This is a genomic window from Bradyrhizobium sp. HKCCYLRH2015, from assembly GCF_051168215.1.
In the GTDB taxonomy this organism is placed as follows: Bacteria; Pseudomonadota; Alphaproteobacteria; order Rhizobiales; family Xanthobacteraceae; genus Bradyrhizobium.
The window spans coordinates 53,963-78,080 of record NZ_JBNPUO010000015.1 but is presented as its reverse complement, the minus strand read 5'-3'; the positions used below and the strand labels follow the sequence as shown (position 1 = coordinate 78,080).

The following is a 24,118-nucleotide window of genomic DNA, read 5'->3' as shown; positions in this document are numbered from 1 at the left end:
GGAGACGATCATGTCGGAGCAGAACGCGGAGAAGCGCCCGATTACTCCCGGCAAGATAAAAGCGGCTCGCCGGTTGAACTGCAAGCCATTGACATGGCTTGCGTTCAACCGTGCCGGTCGGTCGGTGGGCGTGCCGCTATTGAGATTTTTGCCAGCAAAGTCAAAGATCATTTCGGCACTGATCGTATTGTAGCGTACTCCAGCGAAAGATTCGGATCATTCCGCGCTAAGCCCAGTATTCGCTTCTCAGTTTGCGCGAACAGAAGAAGTCCTGGCGCTGTCGTCGTGCCTTAGAGTCTGCGCTGACGCATTCCACCCGGGGCTGGAGGAAGGCTGTCTTAGACGATGACTCGGATTGCGCATCAGGCGGTGTCGTTGTTGCCGCCTTCGGCCTGCTGAGTGGTCGCATCGACCTCCGATCCCTTTCGCTCCAGCCAGAAGCCAGGTGCCTGGTACCAGACCCGTTCCGACTCGGCGGATGATGGAATGCCACGGTGGAGTGCTTCGATCGGAACATTCATCATCGGCGAGGTCTCAAGGGCGCTCTTCAGCCGGCGGCTGGCGTCTTCATCGCGGCCGTTTGTGCAGGGATAGATGCTGACGCCGCCGATCGACGCGGCCTTGAAGGAGGCGCCGCGGCGGACCACGCGCAGCAGGAAGCCGGACCAATCCTCGCTGGTCAGCGGGAGCAACAGCCGACCGTTGTCGGCGAGGCCGTCGAGCCATTGCGGAGCGGGATGAGTGCAGCCTGCGAACACGATCACGACGTCGTATTGGCTCGCGTCGGTATCGACGTTTCGGCCGTCGCCCGAGATCACCTGGACCTGCGGCCATCCCTGCAGGTTGGCGTGAGCTCGATCGGCCAGAGCCGGGTCGACTTCGGCCGCTGTCACCCGCCCGGAGGGCCCGACGATTTCGGCGAGCACGGCTGAATAGTAACCGCTGCCCGCTCCGATCTGCAGCACCCGTTCACCTCGGGCGATATCGAGGTGCTCGAAATTGCGCGCCCAAAAGCTCGGCATCCCATTGTTGAGCTTCCGGTTCGGGTCAATCGAGACCAGGACGTCGTGATAGAGCCAACGCGCATCGTCGTCCGGGGTGATGAACGGCTCCCGGTAGGGGCAGGGTATGATCTGCCAAGGACCTGGGCCGACGAACGCCTCTCGCGGGACGGCGCCGAAGGCCTCGACGATGTGTGGGTTGCGCAGAATAGGCGTCTTGCAGCGTAGGTCCTCGGTATACCAGCGGCGTGCTTTTGCGATCTGATCCACGGTTCTCTCCTCTCAGCATGGAGAGGATGCGGATCTCGGATCGGTAGCGCGGACACCGCGGAAAAATTTCCCGAAGCTGTCCGCACCGCATCTGCTCGGCCGCATAATAGGGGTGATGGAACGATCGATTGGCACCCCTGGAGTTGGCTCGAACGCCGGTCGCACGGTCGCCGATGCGGCGGCGGCGATCGAGGCCTTGTCTGAGACCGATCTGGTGCGGCTGAAGGCGCTGGCGCAATTGTGGAGCCGCGGGCTGCCCGGAGGGATCGGTTGGACCGACGTGCTGCATGAGGCCATTCTCCGCGTTCTCGACGGATCGCGGGTCTGGCCGCTGGGTGTGCCGATCCTGGCTTTCCTGTCTGGCGTCATGCGCAGCCTCTGCGACGATTATTGGCGGCGCGTTCGGAGCGAGCGACGGCTGCTGGTCAGCCGCGATGATCCAAGCCCACACGGCGTCCCCAGCGATCCTGTTGACGAATTGGCCGATCCTGAACGCGTGGCCGTGGCGGTCGCAGGGCTCGCCGAGGTGTTCCGGCTGTTTGCAGGAGATCGGGTCGTGTTGCAGATCATCGACGGGCTGGCCAACGGCCTCACGGCCAGGGACATCTGCCAAGCCTACCGCATCTCGGATGTCGAATACGATACTGCGCGGCGCCGAATGCGGCGCGCGCTGCTCCGCCACCAACGGAATTGGAGCAGGCCATGACACGCTGGCACCCCCGTCTCGAACTCGCGCGCCTGCTCCAGGCGCTCAGCGATGACGTCGTCGCGGCGACTGACGAGGAACTGCAGGAGATCCAGGGACGCGCCCTGGCCGGCACGGCACGGCAGGTCAGGCGTCTCGTCAAGGCGGCGCAAGCTGCCGAGGGCGGCGAGCCCCGCATTGTGAGCTCTAGCGATACAGAACGCGGCCTCGAGTCAGTCCTGTCACATCACAATCGGCACTGATCGAGTGGGAGAAGGCCTGGAAGAGTAGGGAGCCGGCCTCTTTGAGGGGCGGTCGGTTGAGGGGACTGCATGCGGTGCACGGCGAGCCTCGCACTGGGGACGCTCATCGTGGTTGACACATCTCGCGTTGCCTAGACCTCCGCGACCTGTCGATCGCATGGCGGCGTAGCACAGCGAAGACTCGGCGATATGCGAGTCCGGAGTTGCTGTGGCACAATCGACCTATGTCGCCGTGCGGCCATTGCCCGAGTGAGTTGCGCGCTCCGACCAATGCGAGGTCCTGCAAGCTCCTGAGCGAGGCGTATACTCTCGTGAGCTTCGCACGCCGTTTCGGCGGGGTAGGGTGCCGTCGGCCGGCTTATGTTCGCGCCGATCTGCGTGGGCTCACCTGGACGGTCACCAGCCAGTGACGATCGTCCGTCGCGAGCACAGGGCGCAGTTCACCATCGTTCCGAACGCGGTCTTTGCGGATACGCGCCTCTCTGTCGAGGCCAAGGGCGTCCTCGGCTATCTCTTGTCGCGTCCCCACAAATGGCACGTCCGCCTCGATCATATCGGGCGAACCCTCCTGGTCGGCCGCAAGAAGCTCCAGCGTATTTTCCGAGAGTTGATAGCCGCCGGCTACGTCACACGCGAACCGCAACGAATTGTCGACGGACATCGGTTCGGCGAGATCGATTACGTCGTCCGTGACGTGCCGGCGCCTGTGGACAAGTCGGCGCGTCCGCGGGGTCGAAAGGGACCTGCGGCTCCGCGGGTCCAAAAGGGACCTGCGTATAAAGACTCACCGCGGGGCCCTGAGGGACCTGCCTATAAAGAACTATATAAAAACAGACCTGATCTGCTGGGAGCACGCGCTTTCGATGGTTGGCCTGACGTCGTCGGCTCGGTGCACGATGAGGTGGCCGAGCTCCAGGATGACGCCTGCCTCGATCCGAGGATTGTCGGCCTTTTCGACGACGCCACTGAAGGTTGGGAATTGATTGTTGCCATTCCGGACACAGCACGGGACGAGTTGCGTCAACGCTACCGTCGGGGTGAGCTCGACCGGTTTGCGATCATGGAGCTCCGGACCCGATACCGACATTTGCTGGGTGGCGATCGGCCGAAAGGCAGGTAAGCGATCGAGCTGTCGCGGGGCGCCCAGATTGTTCTGGCTGCAGTGACGTGACGAAGCTCCAAAACGCTGGGACGAGCCGGCGGGGCGGTCCAGAGGGCTGAACCGGAAGCTATGCCGTGTATCGTCCTGATCTCTGCCTCCTCGTGAACATGCGCTGCAAGGGCCAGAGCGGGCGCAGGAGACTGAAGCGAATGGATCGGCCGCTATCCGCGCCGATCTCCTTTGAGGCACTCCAAGGACGTCCGGAAGGATTTGGAGAGCTGTGGAACAAGGGCGCAGCAGAAGGGAGCAACAGTCGCCACGCTAAGTTAACACTGCGGCTGCCCTCTTAGTTGGCGCTGGCGCCCGCGGAGTGGTTTCACTGCCAGGCAGTTCAGTCAGGATTCGCAACTAGCCCAATTGTACGAAATCGCGTCCGAAACTCCGCCTGCGGGACTTCGGATGTTGCCAAGCATTCGCTTAGCCCTCATCCGTCGGATCTGCGCGCCTGCGATGTCGTCGCGACAATCGAATGAAGCGAGACCACCCCGAGATGCCAAAGCGCGAACCGATGCATCGAAACGCTGCAGAAAAGCTCGCCCTCACCGTTCCTGAGGCTGCGCTACTGTCTTCGCTGGGACAAACGTCGCTTTACAAGGCCATCAAAGAAGGGCGACTCCGAACCCGAAAGTATGGCACGCGAACGATCATCACGCGCGCAGATCTGGCCTCCTTCTTGGAAAGCCTGCCCGAAGCGACCAAGCAGCCCGAGCGGTGACATCCTCGGCGGGGCATGGGATAGTCTGAGCTTTCAGGCGACCTTCATCGGGGTCACATTGCTCCGTGGTGGCTGCGTTGCGAAGTCTGCGAATGTCTGCATCACATGCAGTCGCTTCTTCAGGGCCTCGCCGCGCTTATAGGCCTTTTCGGCATCATCGCCCGTGATGTGGTGCAGGCAATGCTCGACGATTTCTTCCTCGAAGTGGGTTTGCTCCTGCGCCCAGGTTCGAAATGTCGTGCGGAAGCCGTGCACGGTCAGGGAGTCGTCTCCGGTGAGCTCCTTGAGATATTTGAGCATCGTCATGTTGCTCATCGGTCTCGTTAGACTGCGACCGGGAAACACGAACTCGTCATTGACGCGGCTCTCGTAAGCCTCGCGCAAATAGGTCAGCGTCTGACGGGGCAACGGCGTGCGCTTCAACCGCTCGTTCTTGGTGCCGAGAAAGCCAAGATCCCAGATTCCGTTGTCGAGATCGAGTTGCGCCCAGCGCATGTTTTGAACTTCGGCGGTTCTTCCCAAGGTCAGGATGATGACTTCGAGCGCCCGTGCGCCTTGTGTCGAGATGGCGCTGAGCTTGTGCATGAACGCCGGTAGGTCCTGGTAGTCCATCGCCTTGTGGCCGCCCCGTATCGTGCCACGCCGCCGTTGCCTGGGCATGATCGGTTGCAGTCGGCTGGCCCAATCAGCCGGGTTGTCTTTCGGTCGCAGGTTGTGGGCGATCGCTGCGTCGAGAATCTTCTTGATGATCTGGCGAGCAGAGCGGGAGGTCTCAGGCTGCTGCCAGATCGGCATGAGCACGTTGACAACATGGGCAGTTTCGATCTCGTGGACCCAGTGCTTGTGGAGCGGACGGCAGATGACCTGCACGATGCGCTTCAGCTTTGCTCTTGCGGCCTTGTGCCTCATGCCGGTCTCGTAGGTTCGCCGCCATTCCTCTGCGAATTCGCCGAACTGGCGCGATCCCAGGGTGCGGCGTTTCTCTACGTCACGGTGCTCTCGCGGATCGGTCCCCTTGGCCAGCAGCCGTAGAGCGTCAATCGCCTTGTCCCTGGCCTCGGAGAGCTTCAGGCCAGTTTCTTTGGCCGAACCGAAGCCCATCTTCTTGACGATGCCGTTGCGCTGGTATCGGAACGCCCAGCGGCGGCCGCCACTTGGGGTGACGATCAGGTAGAGGTTGTTGCCGCACGGGTATTCGCCGGGCCCGACGGAGAGATAGTTCTTGGCGGTGATCTCGGGCTTCTGAGTTGGAAGCTGCATGGGAGATTCGAACTCCTGTCCCTCGCTGAAAATGCAGCGTTTCAGGCGAGGGGGATTCTAACTCAAATCGAGGGATGGCCAAATGGACGGTCTGGCGGAGTTCGCCGACGATCGCCGATCGTACGCTGGAGTCACCTAAGGTGCGAAAAATCACGATCTAACAAGGTGTTATCGTGGGCTTCGGTGGTGATCAGCGATGGCGGGTGAAGGGGGGCGAAGGCGGCCCTGGCGCGCTCGGAGAGATTCGAACTCCCGACCCTCGGAATCGAAATCCGATGCTCTATCCAGCTGAGCTACGAGCGCGCGATGCGGACCAAATCTCCCGCGTGACCGGGATACCAGACTTGGATGGGCAAGGCCAGCCTCTGTCGGATATCAACGGTCGTTTGCCGAAGCTGGCCGGGCGTCCTTGGATGGCGTCAGAAGCAGGGATGCCGGCGTCGGTCCTGGCCGATATAGGCGGCCGAGCTCTGGTAGCAGTGGTTGGTGGAAGGACCGTCATAGAACGCAAAGGTGCCGGGCAGCGGGCCGGGGCCATAATTGTGCAGGAAGCTGACGGTGTAGGGCAGCCCGTAGTGGTGGCGGTGATGCCGATGATGGCTGCGCGCCTCGGACGTGGTGGGCACCAGGGCGGCAATCGACACGATCAAGGCGGCGGCGAGGGATGCGAGCTTGCTCATGACTTTTCTCTTCTCCGGAAAACGACGTCAAGGCCGGCCGTCCGGCTGATAGCCTAACGCGGAAGTGGCGGAAAGGGTGCGCAAAAGGCGACAATCCGTCAAATTTTTGGCCTTTTCCGCGTGCTTAAGAAGACCATGACAAGGTCCGGCAAGTGCCGTCGCGCATTGGGCCCGAGGCGTTGTCGCGACAGCGCCAGAAAAGACCGGGTTTGCCGTCCTGTCCATGAATCGCCTGATCCCAAGCGTCTTGCTCCTGCTGGTCGCCGCTAGCCCGGCGCGTGCGGATTTGCACATTACGCGCGATCACGGTGGCTACATCGAAGAGTACAAGGCCAAGTACAAGCGCGTCAGGGAAACGCGTCAGCGCGTCATCATCGACGGCATCTGCAATTCCGCCTGCACGCTCGTCTTCGGCTTTGTGCCGCTCAACAGGATCTGCGTCACGCCCAGGGCCAGCCTCGGCTTCCACCAGGCCTATTACGACAAGGCGTTCACGTTCGGCATCAAGGTCACCAGCGTGGAGGGGACGTCCGAGCTGATGTCCTATTACCCCGATTCGGTGAAGGACTGGATCCGGCGCAACGGCGGGCTCACCACCGAGATGAAGCGGATCAAGAACGGCATCGAACTCTGGAAGATCGTCGACCCCTGTCCTGACGTCTGGTGAGGGCGCCGCCCGCACGGAATCTCTCTGTCCAAGCAGACCTCCGCCGGCAATCCGATCGCAAGCCGGTCCCGCGTCCGCGCGGCATCACCGTTTGCTGCGCCGCGCCGCGGATGCCAGGTCCCGGCTCCCAACCGAACGGCGACAAACGAAACAATCCAGCGCCAGATCGTCCCCACTACCGGGCACTGGATTGTTTCGCCGAGACCAGCAGCGAAGGTGACGAGTCGCCTTCGGTCCCGAGCCAGGCAGAATCAGCGCTTGGCCTTCTTCGTCTTCTTGGCCGCTTTCTTGGTGGCCTTCTTGGCCGTCTTCTTCGCAGCTTTCTTGGCCGCCTTCTTCACGGTCTTCTTCGCAGTCTTCTTGGCGGACTTCTTGGTCGCGACCTTCTTGGCCTTGGCGGCGGCCCGCTTGGGTGCAGCCTTCTTGGAGGTCTTCTTCGCGGTCTTCTTGGCCGCTCGCCGGGCCTTGGGTGCCATCGCGGTCACCGGATCCTTCGGCGCCTCGGCGGGCATGCTGGTCTCGGTCACGGTCGGATCAGAGAGTGGAGTGTCGTCCATATCGGGTCCCCCGATTTGTTGGAAACCCTGCGACGATAGCTGGATTCTCCGTGCTGTCAAAGCGCGCCCCAACTAATCACTTGTGCGCAAGCTCGCGTAGGCTGCCAGCGCGCGCTCCCGCCCGGGCTTGTGATCCACGATCGGCGCCGGGTAGGTGCGGCCGAGTGCAACCGCGGCCTCGGCGAGCTCGAGCGGCTTCGCCGCCCAGGGCTGGTGGATCAGCGCGGCCGGCAGGCGTGCCAGCTCCGGGACCCAGCGGCGGACATAGGTCCCGCGAGAATCGAATTTTTCGCCCTGCAGCACGGGATTGAAGACGCGGAAGTAGGGCGCGGCATCGGCGCCCGATCCCGCAACCCATTGCCAACTTGCCGGATTGCTGCCCGGGTCGGCGTCGACCAGCGTGTCCCAGAACCACTCTTCGCCGCGCCGCCAGTCGATCAGCAGGTGCTTCACGAGCAGCGAGGCTGCGACCATCCGGACGCGGTTGTGCATGCTCCCGGTATGCCAGAGCTCGCGCATCCCGGCGTCGACAATCGGATAGCCGGTTCGCCCGCGCTGCCAGGCCTCCAGCGCTGCATCGTCCTGGGCCCAGGGAAAGGCATCGAAGGCCGGCTGCAGGTTGCGGGTCGCGAGGTCGGGATTGTTGGTGAGCAGGTGGCGGCTGAACTCGCGCCAGCCGAGCTCGCTCAGGAACTTGTCGATGCCAGCGGCGGAGGCCGGGCGCTCGGCGGCGGCAAATCGCGCCGCATGCCAGATCTGGCGCGGACTGATCTCGCCGAAGCGCAGATGCGGCGACAGACGGGAGGTCGCCTCGATGTCGGGCCGGTCGCGATTGGCGGCATAGGTCTGCACGGCCGTTTCGAGAAAGCTGGCGAGGCGCGCCTGCGCCGCGCGCTCGCCGGCTTGCCACGTCGCACGCAGTCCGCCGGCCCAGTCGGGCCTGCTTGGCTCGAGCGCGAGCTCGTCGATCGTCAGGCTCGTGACGCCCGGCGCGTGCGACAGCCGGGCCGGCCGCGGCAGCGGCTTCGGCGGATCGCCCAGAGCGAGCACGCGCTTCCAGAACGGCGTGAACACGCGCGGGCCGCGTCCATCCTTGCCGCGCAACTCGGCGGGGTCGACCAGAAGGTCGTCGGGAAACACGCGTGAGGCGACGCCGATCTCGGCGAGTGCTGCTTCGACATCGGCAGCCACGGCGCGCGGTGCGGCCTGCGCGACATCGTTCCAGTACACCGCGCTCGCGCCGCTCTGGCGTGCCAGCTCGCCGAGCCCGGTGGCCGCGGATCCGCGCCGGATCACGAGTTCGGCGCCGAGCGCATGTAGTTCGGCCTGGAGTGCACGCAACGATTGCGCGAGCCACCAGCGCGACGCGCCGCCGAGCGGACGCAACCCGGGGCTTTCCTGATCGTGGACGTAACTACAAACGATCCGAGCGCCCGACTTCGCGGCTTCATACAACGCGGGGTGGTCAGACAGCCGCAGGCTCTCGCGAAACCATACGATGATGGGGGAGGAGGACATGATCAGGTATCTTATTGCCGTTTTTTATAGTGAGTTCCGGTATTCTACGTTCCGGAAAATAACTGCTTTGAAACCAACTACGGGCAGTTTGAGATTCAGTTGCAGTTCCCCTGGAAGGTTTATGACGTGTCCGTCCAATTGAAGCTCGGCACCAAGGCGCTGATCGGCGCCGTTGTCGTGATCGCCCTGAATACCGCCCTGGTCGTCGGCGCAGCGTACTGGTCGCTGTCCTCCGATTTCACCGATCGCGCCAAGCGCGACATCGAAGGCAATCTGCGCACCTTTGCGCTGACGTTCACCGAGACGTTCAAGGACGCGAAAGTCAGCGTGCAGAACGGCGTCGTTACGCGCATCGAGATTCCGGCGATTCCCGAGATCAAGGATCATGCGATCGTGGATCGCGCGGTGTCCTATGTCGGCGGCAGCGCCACGCTGTTCGTGGTCGATGACAGCGGACAGTTCGTCCGCCGTTCGACCAACGTGAAGAAGGAGAATGGCGACCGCGCCGTGGGCACCCAGCTTGCCGCGGATCATCCGGCGCAGGCGCTGCTGCGCCGCGGCGAGGCTTACAAGGGCCCCGCGACGCTGTTCGGCAAGTCGTTCATGACCGCTTATTTTCCCGTCACCAATCCGGCGGACAAGGTGATCGGCATTCTCTATGTCGGCGTGCCCATGGCCGAGCTCGACGCCATGCTGTCGCAGGCGATGCGGACCATGGTCGTCGCCGCGGCGATCGCTGCGCTGCTGGTGCTCGGCCTGACGATGCTGGCGGTGCGACGTGTCACCAAGCCTCTCGCCGCCGTGACCGACGCGCTCACCGCAATCGCTGAGGGGCGCGAGGACGTTGCGATCAAGTCCGATGACCGCAGCGACGAGATCGGCGAGATCGCGCGCAGCCTGGTCGTGTTCCGCAGTGCCGCGAGCGAGCGGCGCCGGATGCGCGAGGAGCAGGCGGCCGCGGCCACTGCGGCTGTCGAGCAGCGCAAGGCCGAGCTGCAGCGTTTCGTCGATTCCTTCCAGGCCAGCATCGGCGGCATCATCGAGAACGTCTTGACGTCGTCGGGCGAGTTCGAGCGCGAGGCGCGCCAGCTCACCCAGACCGCGCGGACCACCGCCGACCTGTCCGGCCATTCGGCCGGCGCTTCGGAAAGCGCTTCCGAGCACGTCCGCACCGCGGCCGTTGCCTCGGACGAGCTGTCCGGCTCGATCGCCGAGATCATCCGTCGCGTGCAGGAGTCCAACGCCATCGCCGCCGAGGCGGTCAACCAGGCGACCGCGACCGACCAGCGCATCAAGGAGCTGTCCGACGCCGGCAACCGCATCGGCGACGTCGTCAAGCTGATCACCTCGATCGCCGAGCAGACCAACCTGCTGGCGCTCAACGCCACCATCGAGGCCGCCCGCGCGGGCGATGCCGGCCGCGGCTTCGCGGTGGTCGCCCAGGAGGTCAAGACTTTGGCCGGCCAGACCGCCAAGGCGACGGAGGAGATCTCCAGCCAGATCGCCAACATGCAGACCGTGACCCAGGAATCCGTCGACGCCATCAAGGCGATCGGCTCGACCATTGAGCGCATCAACGGGATCGCTGCCTCGATCTCGGCCGCCGTCGAACAGCAGCGCGCCGCCACGCAGAACATCACCCAGAGCGTCCGCTCGGCCGCGACCGGCACCGCCGAGGTGGTCGAGAACATCCGCAGCGCGGCGCGTGGGGCGGGCGAGACCGGCGAAAGCTCCAACCGGATGTTCGCCTCGGCCCAGGCGCTGTCCAGCGAAAGCCTGCGGCTGAAGGCCGAGGTGCAGAAGTTCCTCGACGGAATGCGAGCCGCCTGACATCGCAGCTCATCCGTAGAGCAGCCTTGGCAGGATCGTCACGATGCCCGGGAAGAGGGTGAGCAGCAGCACGAAGGCGACCATGATGGCGAGATAGGGGGCGGTCACACGGGCGATATAGCCGAGACCGTCCTCCGTCAGGCCCTGGATCACGAACAGGTTGAAACCGACCGGCGGCGTGATCTGGGCCATCTCGACCGCGAGCACCAGGAAGACCCCGAACCAGACCTCGTCGAAGCCGGCGCCCTTCACGATCGGCAGCACGATCGGCAGGGTCATCACGATCATCGAAAAGCCGTCGAGGAAGCAGCCGAGGATTAGGTAGAACACGATCAGGACTGTGATCAGCATGAACGGCGACAGGCCGAGACCCTTGACGAAGGTAGCCACGGCTTGCGGAATGCCGAGGAAGGCCGCGGCGTTGCCGAGGATCGAGGCGCCGAGCACGATCAGGGCGATCATCGAGCAGGTGATGACCGAGCCGATCATCACGTCGCGCACCACCTGCCGCGACATCGCGCCCTGGAAGTAGGCCACCAGCGCTGCGCCGAGCACACCGACGGCGGCGGCCTCCGACGGCGTCGCCAGGCCGCCATACATCGAGCCGAGGACGCAGGCGATCAGGAACAGGGCGGGGGCGAGATCCTTCAGCGCCGCGAACCGCTCCGCCCAGGGCACCTGCGACAGTTGCGCCTCCGCCTTTGGCACCATCGAAGGCGTCAGCGTCGTGTGCAGCATCACCCAGCCCATGAAGGTGCCGGCCAGCAAGAGACCCGGCAGCACGCCGGCGGTGAACAGCTTGAGGATCGAGACGTCGCCGAGCACGCCATAGATGATCATGATGTTCGACGGCGGGATCAGGAAGCCGAGCGTCCCCGCGCCCGCGAGCGAGCCGACCGCGATGTCGCGCGCATAGCCGCGGCGCAGCAGCTCGTTGAGCGACATCCGGCCGATCACCTGCGTCGTTGCGGCCGACGAGCCGGAGATCGCGGCGAAGATGGTGCAGCCGATGACGTTGACGTGGAGCAGGCGGCCCGGCAGCAGCCCGGCCCATGGCGCCAGCCCCTGGAACAGCGAGCGCGACAGCCGCGTCCGGAACAGCAGCTCACCCATCAGGATGAACAGCGGCAGCGCCAGCAGCTCCTGGGTGGTGAGAATGTTCCAGGCATATTGCGGAAGCAGCTTGTCGAGCGGGATCGAGCGGAACATCGCCAGCAGCAGGGTCGCGGTGAAGGCGAGCGTGAGTCCGATCCACAGGCCGCCGGCCAGCAGCGCGAACAGGATGGCGAACAGGGCGACGACTTCGATGGTCATGGGGAGGGGGAGTCCGCGGTGAGGGAGGCGGGCGGGATGGGGCCTGCGAATCCCAGACTGGCGGGATCGTCGCGAATGGCATCGCCGTGATGCGCGATGGTCGTGCCGCAGGCGCGGTTCAACCTCGCTCCGCTTGCGGGGAGAGGTCGGATTGCATCGCAAGATGCAATCCGGGTGAGGGGGTACAGGTCTGACAACTCGCACTTCCGGTGCGTCTTCCCCTCACCCCGACCCTCTCCCCGTGAAGAACGGGGAGGGGGAGCGCAGCGCTGTCTGCGCGAGATCACGGACGTGGAATGGGCTCGTCCCCTCATTCGACCGGCGACGCCTTCATGCGGTGATCCTCCAGCGGCAGTCCCAGCGCGGCCTGGATGGCGCGGGCGAGGAATTGCAGGGTCAGGAGCAGCATGCCGAAGGTGACGACGGCCTGCGGAAACCACAGCGGGGTGTCGCTGGAGGTCGAGACCTGGCCGCGGACGAAGGAGCTCCAGGCGAACTTGGTCATCGCCGACGTCAGGAACGCCATGAAGGCGAAGCCGGCGGCGGCGGCCAGCACCTCCAGCGCGCGCTGCAGCGGCGCCGGCACGTTCTTGAGCAGCAGCACCACGCGGATATGGCCGCCGACGCGCAAGGTCATGGCCGCGCCGAAGGTGAACGAGGCCGCCATCAGATAGGACGAGTATTCCCAGGCGATCGAGATGGTCGGCGGGAAGAACGGCAGCACGTTCGACAGCGCCCGCGTCGTCACCTCGGCCAGCATCAGCGCCGTCAAGGTCAGCAGACAGCCGCCGCCGATCCAGCCGTCGAGCCGGCCCAGCCGGTCGATGACATCGAGCAGGATGCGCAGCGGCGCGGGCGCCGCTGCATTGAGGCTCGCCCGTTCGCCCGGCGACGGCTCCACGATCGCGTCAGCCACGCTTCATCTCGGCAAGATAGGACTTCACCGGTTGATCGGCAGCGGGCACGCGCTTGAGGAAGGCTTCCATCTGTGGCGCGGTCTTGGCCCGGATCTCGGTCATCATCGCATCCGAAACCGGCACCACTTCCATGCCGCCTTCCTTGAGCCGGTTGAGGCTGTCGACATCGGCCTTGAGCGAATTCGCCCAGAAGGTCGGCTCCATCTTGGCGGCGATGTCGCTGACGGTCTTCTGCTGCTCGGGCGTCAGCGCCTTCCAGGAATCCAGGTTCACGTTGAGCATCTGCGACGACCACACATGATTGGTCGGGTAGACGTATTTGAGGAATTCCCAGAACTTGCCGTCGACCCCTGAGACCGAGGAGGTCGAGACGCCCGCCACGGCGCCGGAGGCCAGTGCCGGGATCGTCTCGCCCCAGGGGATCATGACCGCGGCCATGCCGATGGCGTTGAGCATGTCGACCGCGTTCTTGTCGGGCACGCGGATCTTGATGTTCTTCAGGCCGGCGACGTCTGATGTCTTGACCTTCAGGTGCAGATACTGCGTCGGCCACGGCACGATGTAGAGGATCTTCTGGTTATTGCGCGCGGCGATCTTCTCATATTCAGGCCGCACGTATTTGTGCAGCACCTTGAGCTCGTCCATCGAGCCGGCGAGGAACGGGATGCTCTCAACGCCCATGAAGGGCTCGTCGCCGACCTGCTGGATGTTGAGCACGTCCGCGAGCGGGACGAGACCGTCGCGCACCGCGCGCAGATGCTCCGGGCCCTTGAAGCCGAGCTGACCGCCTGCCTTCACGGTGATGTTGACGGCGCCGTTGGTCTGCTTCTTCACCTCCTCGGCGAAGGCCATCGCGTTCTGGGTGTGAAAGTTGCCCTCGGGCCAGACCGTCGACATGTCCCAGTTGGTCGTCGCCGCGCGTGCCCTTGTCGAGACCTGGCTCGCCGTGAGCAGCGCCGCTGCACCTGCCGTGAACGTCCGTCGCGTGATCATCAGTGTCTCCGCTTCGTTGCTGAGCTAAGGGAAATGGAAGAGGTTTGGCGAGCCGTGTGGTCGTGGCCATCCTTCGAGACGCCCGCCTGCGGCGGGCTCCTCAGGATGAGGGCTCGTTGCGCGGCCAGATGCTGATCCTCTCCATGAGGACGCCCCTCATGGTCAATGTGCAGCACCGATAGCGGTGCTAAACCCTCATGGTGAGGAGCGTCGCTCTTGCGACGCGTCTCGAACCATGAGGCCACCAATGTTTCGACTGGCATGAGATCTCACCGCGCCTGCCCGTAGACCTTTGCCGCGTTGTCCGCCGACACCAGCCCGCTCTCGACATCGCTCTGCACGAGCTCCGCCGCGCGTTCGCGGGGATCGCCGATGCCTGCACCGCCCGGCGTCAGCACCACCAGCCGGTCGTCCGGCGGCACGGTCTGAAAACCCTTGCCACGCAGCTTCTTGCCCGACGCGAGCCCGACATAGCCGGCTTCGCCATGGTGGCCGCCGTCGCGGCCGCGCGGCGGGTGGTCGATGCGGTCGAAGGCGGCGAGGATGTCGAACGGCGCGTCGACGCCGCTGCCGACCTCGATGATCTGGCCGAGGCCGCCGCGGGTGCGGCCGGCGCCGCCGGAATCCGGCCGCAGCTCCTTGCGCCAGAAGATCAGCGGCGTCTGCGTCTCCGCGATCTCGACCGGCGTGCCGCGCACGCCGGAGGGATAGGCGGTAGCCGACAGGCCGTCCTTGTCGAAACGGGCGCCAGTGCCGCCGTTCGACGTCACCGCCATCGAGAACCCGTAATTGCCGCCGGCGCCGGAGCGGGTCTGGCCGCGGACGTTGAGATTCCACAGACACGACGTGCCTTCGGCGGGCACGCGCTCGGGGATGATCTGGCGCAGGCAGCCGAACACCACGTCGGGCAGCATCTGGCCGATGACATGACGCGAGGCGACCGGCGCCGGCTTCGGCGCATTGAGGATCGCGCCCGATGGCGCCGACACGGTCAGCGGCGATAGCGAGCCGGCATTGTTGGGGATCGCGGAGGCCACGACGCAACCGAGCCCGAACACCGTGTAGGCCGTGGTGTAGGACAATGGCACGTTGATACCGAATTTCGAGGCGGGCGAGGTGCCGTCGAAGTCGACGTGGATGCCGTTCTCCGAGATCGTCAGCGCCGCCTTCAGGGTGACAGGCGCATCATAGCCGTCGACCACCATCTCGTTGCGCCAGGTGCCCTTGGGCAGCTTGGCGATCTCGGCCAGGACGGCGTCGCGCGAGCGGTCGCAGATGTAGTCGCCGAGCGTATCGAGCGAGGCGATGCCGAACTCGGTCATCATCTCGACCAGGCGCTGGCAGCCGACATCGTTGCAGGCGGCGAGCGAATAGGTGTCGCCTTCGGTGTCCACCGGCAGCCGGGTGTTGGCGCGGATCATGGCCATCAGTGTCTCGTTGACGACGCCCTGGTCGATCAGCTTCAGCATCGGGATGTACAGCCCCTCCATGAATACGTCGGTGCCGTCGGGGCCGAAGCCGATGCCGCCGATATCCATCAGATGGCTGGTGCAGGAGAACAAGGCGACCGGCTGGCCGTCCTTGAAGCAGGGGGTGGTGACGACGAAATCGTTGAGATGCCCGGTGCCCATCCAGGGATCGTTGGTGATGTAGGCATCGCCGGGCTTCATCGTGTGGATCGGAAAATGCGCGATGAAGTGCTTCACCGACTCCGCCATCGAGTTGACGTGGCCCGGCGTGCCGGTGACGGCCTGCGCCAGCATGCGGCCGTTCAGGTCGAACACGCCGGCGGAGAGGTCGCCGCATTCGCGCACGATCGGGCTGAAGGCGGTGCGCAGCAGCACCTGGGCCTGTTCCTCGACCACGGCGATCAGCCGGTGCCACATGATCTGCAAGTCGATCAGGCTGCTCTGTGATGGACTCATTGTCAGGCCGCCTTCCGTTCCATGACGATGCTGCCGGCACCATCGATATGCGCGTCAAAACTGTTGGAGATGAAAGTCGAGGTCTCGTCCTCGGCGATCACGGCGGGGCCGGCGATGACCGCGCCCGGCGCCATCTGCTCGCGGCGATACAGCGGGATCTCGACGAAGCGTCCGGCGCGGCCGTCGAAGAACTTGCGGTGCCCCGCAGCCTTGCCCGCAGGCTTGCGTTGCACCTCGGTGACGGCGGGCGGTTGGTGCGCATCCGTCGTCGCGAGCACCGACCAGCTCAGGACCTCGATCGCCGCACCGGGGATCGGGCGCTCGAACAGCGCGGCGTAGCCGGCCTCGAAGGTCGTACGCAGGGTGGGCAGGTCGTCCGCCGTCAGCGGGCGGTTCGGCAGCTCGACATTGATCTCGTGGCCCTGGCCGACATAGCGCATGAAAGCCGAGCGGCGCTCGCGCAACGGTGCGCCGGCCGCACCAGGCTCCACCAGCGCGCGGGCCTCATCGGCCATCTCCTGCAGCAGAGTGGAGACGAGCGCCGTGTCGAAATCGTCGAGCCTCGCATGGCGGCTGCGCACCAGCTCATAGGCGATCGGTGCGGCGAGGAAGCCGACCGCCGAGCCGACACCGGCATTCGACGGCACGATCACCCTGGCGACGCCGATCTTCTCGGCGACGCGCGCGGCATGCAGTGGCGCTGCGCCGCCGAAGGCGATCAGCGTGTGCTGGCCGATGACGGCGCCGCGCTCGACGGCATGGACGCGCGCCGCGCTCGCCATGTTCTCGCAGACGACCTCGTGCACCGCGTAGGCAGCGGTCTCGGCGTCCAAGCCGAGCGGGGCGCCGACGTCGCGGAGCAGGGCCTGTTTCGACAGTTCGGGATCGAGCCTGATGGTGCCGCCGGCAAACGCGTCGGGATCGATCATGCCGAGCGCGACATCGGAATCGGTGACCGCCGGGCGCTGGCCGCCGCGGCCGTAGCAGGCCGGACCCGGCTCGGAAGAGGCGCTCTCCGGGCCCACGGTGACGCGCTTCATCGCATCGATGCGCGCGATCGAGCCGCCGCCGGCGCCGATCTCGACCATCTCGATCACGGGGATGCGCACCGGCAGGCCCGAGCCTTTGAGGAACCGCGCGGCACGGTCGACCTCGAACACACGCGAGCTCTCCGGCTCGAAATTCTCGATCAGGCAGATCTTGGCGGTGGTGCCGCCCATGTCGAACGACAGCACCTTGCGCTCGCCGAGCGTAGCTGCGATCTGGCCGGCGAAGATTGCGCCGCCAGCGGGACCGGATTCGACGAGCCGCACCGGGAAGCGGCGCGCCGTGGCGATCGAGGTGACGCCGCCGCCCGAGGTGACGAGATAGATCGCGCCGCGGAACTGCTCGATTTGCAGCGCCCGCTCCATGCGCGCGAGATAGCTGTCCATCAACGGCTGCACATAGGCGTTGGCGACCGCGGTCGAGGTGCGTTCGTATTCCCGGATTTCGGGACAGACCGCCGAGGACAAAGTGACCGAGACATCAGGCATCGCCTCGGTCAGGATCTCGGCAGCGCGGCGCTCATGCGCGGGATTGGCGTAGGCGTGCAGGAAGGCGACGGCGATGCTGGCGACATCGAGGGCGCGCAACTGCGGCACCAGCGCGCGCACCGCCGCTTCGTCGAGCGGCAGTCTGACGTCTCCGTGGGCATCAACGCGCTCGGGCACGGTGAAGCGCAGGGAGCGCGGCACCAGCGGCTTCGGTTTGTCGATCGAGAGATCGTACTGGTCGTAGCGGCTCTCGGTTCCAATATCCAGAACATCGCGGAAGCCGGACGTTGCGATCAGTGCGGTCCTGGCGCCGCGGCGCTCGATGATGGCATTGGTCGCGAGCGTGGTGCCGTGAATGAAGACATCGATGTCGCAGATGCGCGCCTTCGCGTCGGCGAGAATGAGACGGGTGCCGTCCAGCACGGCCTGCTCCGGCTGCGTCGGCGTGGTCAGCAGCTTGCGCGTCCGGCGCTGCGTACCGATGTCGAGAACGATATCGGTGAACGTGCCCCCGATATCGACGGCCAGCCGGACTTCGGCTCCTTCAAGCATTCCATGTCTCCGCAAGCGACGAACTGATGTGCAATTTGAGCAAGTCCCATGCCATTGCGCCAGCGGGGATGCAGTTTGCTGCTCTGCGTTTGCTGCGGTGCGGACTTGAGGTCGCGGTGCGATGGGCGATCAACTTGGCCGATCGGCTTGCTGTTGTTTGCGACACCGTCATGTCGCCACGCGCGACGATTGGCGTGAGACCGACGATCATCTCCACAACGTCATTCCGGGGCTCGCCGTGCGGGCGTCCCGGAATGACACCGTGTGTTGATCGAACGCGCCAAACATGACTTCGCATTCCCGCGGCACGGTGGGCCCGAGTTTCTGCTGCTTGCTCACCCTCCGCAAACGAGAGGGTGCAGGGAATGCCGGGTGAAGGCCTCACCCATGGCCCGCCTGCGAAAAAAATGCAGGCGGCAGGTACCACAGGCAAAGCCGAACACTCCGGCATTCCCTGCGCGGTGGTCTTCACGCTTATACGCAGTCTCCCTGGTGCGCCGGCTTGTTGGCCACCATTGTCCGCGCGATGCGCAAGCATCGTCACGAGCGTGATACCAGCTTCGGGGTATCGGGACGCTGCGACTTCACGCCCGCAATCATGCCGGTCGTCTGCGCGAAATGCGCGTCCGGCATGAATCGCGGCCACCGCATCCCGCACCGACGTTCGTGACGACGCGTACGTCCCTCTGCATGGGCAGGACGACGCGGATCATACATGAGTTACGAGAAAACGAAAGAAAAAAATTCGGTCATTTCGAAATGACGCCAGGGGTCCCTCCCGGCGGCGCTCAGACGTGACCGCCGTCTCCGCGGCCGACCTCGATCTTCTGATCCGGTCCCTGCAGAGCCGCATACACGGCGCCCAGCACGACGCTATACGCCTCGACCATCGCCAGCGAGAACAGCGCCGGGCCGGCGCCCAGCCCGAGCGAGGTTGCGAACGGTCCGAGGCCGATAGCCGGAAACAATCCGATGCCGAGCAGCAGCCAGCCGGCGAGCCCGAGCAGGAAGCCTTTGGCGACACCGCTGCCGCCGGGCAGGCGGTGGAAGAAGCGCCCGAACAGCAGGCCGATCAGGAAGGCTCCGTTGAGCTGCGAGAGCAGCCACAGCGGCGCCCCGTCCTGCATCGCTCGGGTGAACAGGGGTTTGAGCGAATCGAGCAGCGCCGAGGCGGGATCGAACTGCGGCAACAGGTGAAGCCCGCTCTTGAGCTCCATCAGGCCTATATGAGCCAACGTCCCGCAGCCCGATGCGACCGCCGACGTCCATATCCAGCGATAGCTGCGTATCGTTGTCATCTCCTCAATTTGGCCGTCGTCCATCATTGGTCCGTTGATCTTGCTCAAAAGGCAAGTTCGCCGTGCGCTTAGTTTGCGCGAACTCATTGGTGCCACGTCGAGGAGTTCTGCCATGCGATTAGATCCACGCGCGCTGGTGTTCGCAGCCGCAATCGTGACAGTCACCGCCGCCCCGGGCCTTGCCCAGCCGGGCGCAGGCGGACCGGGTTGGGGGCCGGGCATGATGATGGGGCCGGGGATGATGGGCGGCCGGGGGTTCGGCTTCCTCTGCAATCCCCGCATGGCCGGATTTGCCGAATGGCGGATGTCGCAGATCGAGGCGGCCATCAAGCCGAACGACACGCAGCGGGCGCGGCTCGATGATCTCAAGGCGGCATCGGCCAAAGCTGCGGAGCTGATCACGAAGGACTGCCCGGCGACGCCGCCGGCCAAGGCGACCGACCGCCTCGCGCTGGCGGAGCAGCGCCTCGACACGATGCAGCAGGCGATCAAGATCGTCCGGCCAGCGTTCCAGGCGCTCTACGACTCGCTCGACGACAAGCAGAAGGCGGCGATGGACAGCAGCGGGCCCCGCAACTGGGGTTGGCGTCACTGGCACTGGCCGTGGAGCGACGAGTAGCGGCGTAGCGGGGGCCGGGGAGCGCCGCGTTGATTGGGTGCGGGCGGGCATGGCGATTTCGCTCCGCATGGCGTAAAGCCATCGGAATCAAACGAGGTTTTCCGTCAATTGCCCTTTCCCGCGACCCATCCGCCGCTCGCCCGCGCCCTGGCCGAGCGCAACTATGAGACTCCCACGCCCGTCCAGCTCGCGGTGCTCGCGGACGACGCCGTCGATCGCGACCTCCTGGTGTCGGCCCAAACGGGGTCGGGCAAGACCGTCGCCTATGGGCTGGCGATGGCAGCGAATCTGTTGGGTGACGCCGAACGGTTCGCGCCGGCGGCGGCGCCGCTGGCGCTGATCGTGGCGCCGACGCGCGAGCTGGCGCTGCAGGTCCAGCGCGAGCTCGGCTGGCTCTATCAGCACGCTGGCGCGCGCGTTGTCTCCTGCGTCGGCGGCATGGATCCGCGCCGCGAGCAGCGCGAGCTCGAGGCGGGCGCCCATATCGTGGTCGGTACGCCCGGGCGTCTCTGCGATCATCTGCGGCGCGGGCGGCTCGATATCTCGGAATTGAAGGCCGTGGTGCTCGACGAGGCCGACGAGATGCTCAATCTCGGCTTTCGCGAGGACATGGAGTTCATTCTCGAGACCACGCCGGAGACGCGCCGGACCCTGCTGTTCTCGGCGACCTTTCCGCGCGGCATCGTGGCGCTGGCGAAGCAGTATCAGGACGACGCGTTCCGGATCGAGGTCGAGGGCGACGAAGGCGGGCATGCCGACATCGAGTACCGCGCCATCCGCATCGCCGCCGACGATGTCGAGCATGCGGTCGTCAACGTGCTGCGCTTCTACGAGTCGCCGAGCGCGATCGTATTCTGCAACACCCGCGAGGCGGTGCGTCATCTGCAGGCGGCGCTGCTGGAGCGCGGTTTTTCCGTCGTCGCGCTGTCGGGTGAGCTCACCCAGAACGAGCGGACCACGGCGCTGCAGTCGCTGCGCGACGGGCGCGCGCGGGTGTGCGTGGCAACCGACGTCGCGGCACGCGGCATCGATCTCGCGAAGCTCGACCTTGTGGTCCACGCCGAGCTGCCGAACGATCCCGAGGTGATGCAGCATCGCTCGGGCCGCACCGGCCGCGCCGGCCGCAAGGGCGTCAGCGTGCTGCTGGTGCCGCCGGCGCGGCGGCGGCGGGCGGAAACGCTGCTGAACCTCGCCGGCATCGAGGCCGCCTGGGGCGCGGCGCCGCAGGCTGACGAGATCCGCAAGCTCGATCAGGAGCGCATGCTGCACGACCAGGTGTTCACCGAGGAGACGACGGCGGAGGATCTGGCGCTCGCGCAGGCGCTGCTGGCGGAGCGGTCGGCCGAGGACATCGCCGCCGCATTGGCGCGGCTCTATCGCGCGCGGCTGCCGTCACCCGAGGACATTCTCGATCCGGGCCAGGATCGCGGTCGTGCGCGGGAGGATCGCGGTCGCGACACCGCCAGGCCGGCGCGCGGCGAGGAGCGGCCACCGTCGCCCCGAACGAAGACCGGGAAGCCGTCGGCGCGCCACGGCATGGGCGAGCCGAGCGTCTGGTTCCGGGCGGCGATCGGGCGCAGGAAGAATGCGGAAGCGCGCTGGCTGCTGCCGATGATCTGCCGGCGCGGCGGCATCGACAAGCACGACATCGGCGCCATCAAGATCTCCGACACCACGACGGAGTTCGAGATCGCCGCGCGCGTGGCCGACGCCTTCGCCGCCAACATCCGCCGTCCCGACAAGGAGGATACGATCCGCATCGAGCCGCTGGCGGCTGCGCCGTCGGGGCAGGGGGCCGCCGACAAACCGCGTCCGGAGAAGCGGGCGGCGCGGCGCGAGGCCGAGCCACGGCGCCAGGCAGAGGAAAGCGCCTACCATCCGCTGCATCGCGATCAGCCTCGCCGGGACAAGGAAGCTCCGCCGCGGAGCAGGGCGCATCACGACGCTCCGCCGTCGAAGTCCGGCCATGCCCAGGCGTTCACGAAGAAAAAGAAGCACGGCGACAAGTCCAGCCGTGGCGGACCGGCGTTTCCGTCTCATAGCCCACGGTCGAAGGCGCCTGGTGGAAAGAAGCCCAAGACCAAGCGTCGCGGCTGACGGCACCGGCCGATCCCGCGCCGACGGCAGTGCGTGAAACGTGAAGGAGGAGCCGTCCTTGAGCCGCTACGCCGTCCTGTATTTTGCAACCCTGGCCGTGCTGCTCGGCTTCGACATCCCGTTCCTGAGCATCGTCGCCAAGGGCTTCTTCCAGTCGCAGGTCGGCGAGATGCTCGGCGAGATTCGTCCCGTGCCGGCGGTGCTGTTCTATCTGCTCTATGTCGTGGGCGTGCTGATCTTCGTCAGCGGCCCGCTTGATGCGACCTGGCGCTCGACCTTGCTCTATGGCGCGCTGTTCGGGCTGTTCTGCTACGCGACCTTCGAGCTGACGTCGCTGGCGATGCTCAAGCAGTGGACCTGGACGGTGGTGGCGGTCGACATCAGCTGGGGCGTGTTCGTCACGGCGGTATCGGCGACGGTGGGGTTGCTGATCGCCGACTGGGCGACGCCGCGGGGCTGAAAGGGCATCGGCCCGAAGCGCTCCGAGTCGAGGCCGGGTCAATCGAAATCCCGGGTCCGCCTCTGCGAGGCGTCCCGGGATGACGTCGTCAAACGTCGTTTGCCGGCCTCACTTCGGCTGCGGCACGACGCGCAGATAGGGCTTCGGCGCCTTCCAGCCGTTCGGATAGATCGTCTTGGCCTCGTCATCGGACACCGAGCCGGCGATGATGACGTCCTCGCCCTGCTTCCAGTCGGCGGGGGTGGCGACGCGGTGCTTCGAGGTGAGCTGCAGCGAATCGATGACGCGGAGAATTTCCTGGAAGTTGCGCCCGGTGGTCATCGGGTAGACCAGGATCAGCTTGATCTTCTTGTCCGGGCCGATGATGAAGACGTTGCGGACGGTCTGGTTGTCGGCCGCGCTGCGCTTGGACGGATCCCCGGAGATCGCCGCCGGCAGCATGTCATAGAGCTTCGAGACGTTGTAGTCGGTGTCGCCGATCATCGGATAGTTCGGCGCCGCGCCTTGCGTCTCGCGGATGTCCTCCGACCATTTGGCGTGGTTGTCGACCGGGTCGACCGACAGGCCCATCAGCTTGACGCCGCGCTTGTCGAACTCCGGCTTCAGCCGCGCCAGCGCGCCGAGCTCGGTGGTGCACACCGGGGTGAAATCCTTCGGATGCGAGAACAGGAGCGCCCAGCTGTCGCCGATCCAGTCGTGGAATTTGATCTTGCCTTCGGTGGTGTCTGCCTCGAAGTCGGGGGCAGTGGAGCCGATCTGGAGAGCCATGGCAGTCCTCAATTCATTGCACGTGGTGGGAATAAATCTTCCAAACAGTATAGGAAATACCGCCGCGAAAGGGAACCGGCTGACGGAAAAGAGAAGATAATTGCCCCAAAGCTCACGAGGCCAACAACTTCTTTTGAGTTCCCGGGCGGCGGCGAAACATCCGTCAGACGACCGCTTGCCCAGATTTCGCCATCTGCTGGTCGCAACACGCCGCCCCCGGACGCCCCACGGCTTTGAACCGTGATCGAGGTCACTGCGGCAAATCGGCAACCGATACAAAAACCCACAGCACCGTTTCGAACCGTTAACCACTCGTTCAGACGGGCGCCGACAAGGTGGGTCAACACAGCAACTGAGAAGAGAACATGGCTACCTCTGCACCAAAAACCATCGGCATCGATGGTCTCGAACCGTCCTCCTGTGAGACCGCTGCTCTCGCGCTCGGCATCGTGCGCGACGGCGTGATCACCGGCGAGGGGCCGACCACCGCGGGACGCGTGCATTTCTCCCGCGTGCTCGATGCCGATGACGCGGCCTGGTGCGCGCGCATTCTGAGCGCCGCCGCGATCAACGACGCGCCGGTCAGCCGCGCCGAGGCCGAGGCGCTGTTCGCGATCGATGCCGCCGCGACCGAGCGCAAGGACGACGGCCGTTTCGAGGATCTGCTCGCCAAGGCGGTGGCGCATCACACCGCGGCCGCCTCCGGCCTGCCGGTGCCGCCGCGCAGCGTGGCGCTGTCGCCGGAGACCGCGATCGAGAGCTGGGCTCCGATCAATGCGCGGGGCATTCGCACCGATGCGCTGGAATGGGTCGCCAAGCAGATGCGCGGCAAGCGCCAGGGCAACCGCGCGCTGATGGCGATGGTCGCGACCCTGGTCGGCGTCACCGTGCTGCCGCTGGCGCAACTGCCGTCGATGATCGACATCGGGATGTAGGCGCGTCGCGTTCATCCAGCCGCATGAGTTCGACGAGCGCGATGATCTCATCGCGCTCTTTTCGTTTTGACCGGTCTTTCTGACCGGCGGCGATCGC

The 24,118-nt window shown here is 65.4% G+C and carries 23 protein-coding genes and 1 tRNA gene; 11 read left to right on the top strand and 13 right to left on the bottom strand.

Annotated elements, in window-relative coordinates; all coding sequences use genetic code 11:
* Positions 1–193, top strand: a 193-nt coding sequence (locus tag ACQR1H_RS31910) for a hypothetical protein (RefSeq protein WP_434908731.1), incomplete at its 5' end; no start/stop codon positions are given.
* A 169-nt stretch (positions 194–362) separates the two neighbouring features.
* On the opposite strand, the gene ACQR1H_RS31905 is transcribed toward ACQR1H_RS31910, so the two are convergent.
* Positions 363–1,271: a protein-L-isoaspartate O-methyltransferase family protein gene (locus ACQR1H_RS31905; RefSeq protein WP_434908730.1), complete on the bottom strand. Its 909-nt coding sequence runs from the start codon at positions 1,269–1,271 to the stop codon at positions 363–365.
* Positions 1,272–1,386: 115 nt separating this feature from the next.
* Here ACQR1H_RS31905 and ACQR1H_RS31900 point away from each other — a divergent pair, with 115 nt between their 5' ends.
* The 4 genes from ACQR1H_RS31900 to ACQR1H_RS31885 all read left to right on the top strand — a co-directional run bounded on the left by ACQR1H_RS31900 (position 1,387) and on the right by ACQR1H_RS31885 (position 4,096).
* On the top strand, positions 1,387–1,977 hold the full coding sequence (locus tag ACQR1H_RS31900; RefSeq protein ID WP_434908733.1) for an RNA polymerase sigma factor: 591 nt from the start codon (positions 1,387–1,389) through the stop codon (positions 1,975–1,977).
* Complete coding sequence (locus ACQR1H_RS31895) at positions 1,974–2,219, top strand: hypothetical protein (protein ID WP_434908729.1); 246 nt, start codon at positions 1,974–1,976, stop codon at positions 2,217–2,219. The genes ACQR1H_RS31900 and ACQR1H_RS31895 overlap by 4 nt, the downstream gene beginning before the upstream one ends.
* Before the next feature lie 406 nt (positions 2,220–2,625).
* Complete coding sequence (locus ACQR1H_RS31890; RefSeq protein ID WP_434908728.1) at positions 2,626–3,339, top strand: hypothetical protein; 714 nt, start codon at positions 2,626–2,628, stop codon at positions 3,337–3,339.
* Positions 3,340–3,850: 511 nt separating this feature from the next.
* Entirely contained in the window at positions 3,851–4,096 is a 246-nt protein-coding gene (locus ACQR1H_RS31885; RefSeq protein WP_434908727.1) for a helix-turn-helix domain-containing protein, read from the top strand.
* A gap of 33 nt (positions 4,097–4,129) precedes the next feature.
* On the opposite strand, the gene ACQR1H_RS31880 is transcribed toward ACQR1H_RS31885, so the two are convergent.
* The 3 genes from ACQR1H_RS31880 to ACQR1H_RS31870 form a co-directional block, all read right to left on the bottom strand.
* Complete coding sequence (locus tag ACQR1H_RS31880; protein WP_434908726.1) at positions 4,130–5,356, bottom strand: tyrosine-type recombinase/integrase; 1,227 nt, start codon at positions 5,354–5,356, stop codon at positions 4,130–4,132.
* 226 nt (positions 5,357–5,582) lie between these two features.
* Positions 5,583–5,659 (bottom strand) — tRNA-Arg (locus ACQR1H_RS31875).
* 116 nt (positions 5,660–5,775) lie between these two features.
* Positions 5,776–6,036, bottom strand: coding sequence for a hypothetical protein (locus ACQR1H_RS31870; protein ID WP_316182112.1), 261 nt, complete (start codon positions 6,034–6,036; stop codon positions 5,776–5,778).
* 223 nt (positions 6,037–6,259) lie between these two features.
* Here ACQR1H_RS31870 and ACQR1H_RS31865 point away from each other — a divergent pair, with 223 nt between their 5' ends.
* On the top strand, positions 6,260–6,703 hold the full coding sequence (locus ACQR1H_RS31865) for a hypothetical protein (RefSeq protein ID WP_315804890.1): 444 nt from the start codon (positions 6,260–6,262) through the stop codon (positions 6,701–6,703).
* A 251-nt stretch (positions 6,704–6,954) separates the two neighbouring features.
* Here ACQR1H_RS31865 and ACQR1H_RS31860 read toward each other — a convergent pair whose 3' ends face one another.
* Positions 6,955–7,260 carry a histone gene (locus tag ACQR1H_RS31860; protein ID WP_316216075.1) on the bottom strand — a complete coding sequence of 102 codons (306 nt, stop codon included), beginning with the start codon at positions 7,258–7,260 and terminating at the stop codon, positions 6,955–6,957.
* Between the two features lie 72 nt (positions 7,261–7,332).
* Positions 7,333–8,778, bottom strand: coding sequence for a cryptochrome/photolyase family protein (locus ACQR1H_RS31855; RefSeq protein ID WP_434908725.1), 1,446 nt, complete (start codon positions 8,776–8,778; stop codon positions 7,333–7,335).
* A gap of 126 nt (positions 8,779–8,904) precedes the next feature.
* On the opposite strand from ACQR1H_RS31855, the gene ACQR1H_RS31850 reads away from it, so the two are divergent.
* Positions 8,905–10,608, top strand: a complete 1,704-nt coding sequence (locus ACQR1H_RS31850) for a methyl-accepting chemotaxis protein (RefSeq protein ID WP_315804893.1) — start codon at positions 8,905–8,907, stop codon at positions 10,606–10,608.
* Positions 10,609–10,617: 9 nt separating this feature from the next.
* Here the strand turns inward: ACQR1H_RS31850 and ACQR1H_RS31845 are convergent, their stop codons facing one another.
* From ACQR1H_RS31845 to ACQR1H_RS31820, 6 genes are all read right to left on the bottom strand, one after another.
* Positions 10,618–11,922 carry a TRAP transporter large permease gene (locus ACQR1H_RS31845; RefSeq protein ID WP_316216077.1) on the bottom strand — a complete coding sequence of 435 codons (1,305 nt, stop codon included), beginning with the start codon at positions 11,920–11,922 and terminating at the stop codon, positions 10,618–10,620.
* Between the two features lie 310 nt (positions 11,923–12,232).
* Positions 12,233–12,838 carry a TRAP transporter small permease subunit gene (locus ACQR1H_RS31840; protein ID WP_315804895.1) on the bottom strand — a complete coding sequence of 202 codons (606 nt, stop codon included), beginning with the start codon at positions 12,836–12,838 and terminating at the stop codon, positions 12,233–12,235.
* Entirely contained in the window at positions 12,831–13,832 is a 1,002-nt protein-coding gene (locus ACQR1H_RS31835) for a TRAP transporter substrate-binding protein (RefSeq protein WP_315804896.1), read from the bottom strand. The genes ACQR1H_RS31840 and ACQR1H_RS31835 overlap by 8 nt, the downstream gene beginning before the upstream one ends.
* A gap of 269 nt (positions 13,833–14,101) precedes the next feature.
* Positions 14,102–15,757, bottom strand: coding sequence for a hydantoinase B/oxoprolinase family protein (locus tag ACQR1H_RS31830; RefSeq protein WP_315804897.1), 1,656 nt, complete (start codon positions 15,755–15,757; stop codon positions 14,102–14,104).
* Between the two features lie 2 nt (positions 15,758–15,759).
* Positions 15,760–17,844, bottom strand: a complete 2,085-nt coding sequence (locus ACQR1H_RS31825; RefSeq protein ID WP_434838326.1) for a hydantoinase/oxoprolinase family protein — start codon at positions 17,842–17,844, stop codon at positions 15,760–15,762.
* Between the two features lie 788 nt (positions 17,845–18,632).
* Positions 18,633–19,142: a DUF6789 family protein gene (locus tag ACQR1H_RS31820; RefSeq protein ID WP_434864255.1), complete on the bottom strand. Its 510-nt coding sequence runs from the start codon at positions 19,140–19,142 to the stop codon at positions 18,633–18,635.
* 112 nt (positions 19,143–19,254) lie between these two features.
* Between ACQR1H_RS31820 and ACQR1H_RS31815 the strand changes: the two genes are divergently transcribed.
* The 3 genes from ACQR1H_RS31815 (at position 19,255) to ACQR1H_RS31805 (ending at position 22,318) form a co-directional block, all read left to right on the top strand.
* The gene (locus ACQR1H_RS31815; RefSeq protein ID WP_315804900.1) at positions 19,255–19,761 is read left to right on the top strand and encodes a Spy/CpxP family protein refolding chaperone; all 507 of its coding nucleotides are present in this window, start codon (positions 19,255–19,257) and stop codon (positions 19,759–19,761) included.
* A 108-nt stretch (positions 19,762–19,869) separates the two neighbouring features.
* On the top strand, positions 19,870–21,858 hold the full coding sequence (locus ACQR1H_RS31810) for a DEAD/DEAH box helicase (protein ID WP_434864254.1): 1,989 nt from the start codon (positions 19,870–19,872) through the stop codon (positions 21,856–21,858).
* A gap of 58 nt (positions 21,859–21,916) precedes the next feature.
* Complete coding sequence (locus tag ACQR1H_RS31805) at positions 21,917–22,318, top strand: DUF2177 family protein (RefSeq protein WP_315804902.1); 402 nt, start codon at positions 21,917–21,919, stop codon at positions 22,316–22,318.
* Between the two features lie 108 nt (positions 22,319–22,426).
* Here ACQR1H_RS31805 and ACQR1H_RS31800 read toward each other — a convergent pair whose 3' ends face one another.
* On the bottom strand, positions 22,427–23,086 hold the full coding sequence (locus ACQR1H_RS31800; RefSeq protein ID WP_315804903.1) for a peroxiredoxin: 660 nt from the start codon (positions 23,084–23,086) through the stop codon (positions 22,427–22,429).
* Between the two features lie 365 nt (positions 23,087–23,451).
* Between ACQR1H_RS31800 and ACQR1H_RS31795 the strand changes: the two genes are divergently transcribed.
* Positions 23,452–24,021: a hypothetical protein gene (locus ACQR1H_RS31795; RefSeq protein ID WP_315804904.1), complete on the top strand. Its 570-nt coding sequence runs from the start codon at positions 23,452–23,454 to the stop codon at positions 24,019–24,021.
* Positions 24,022–24,118: the final 97 nt, after the last annotated feature.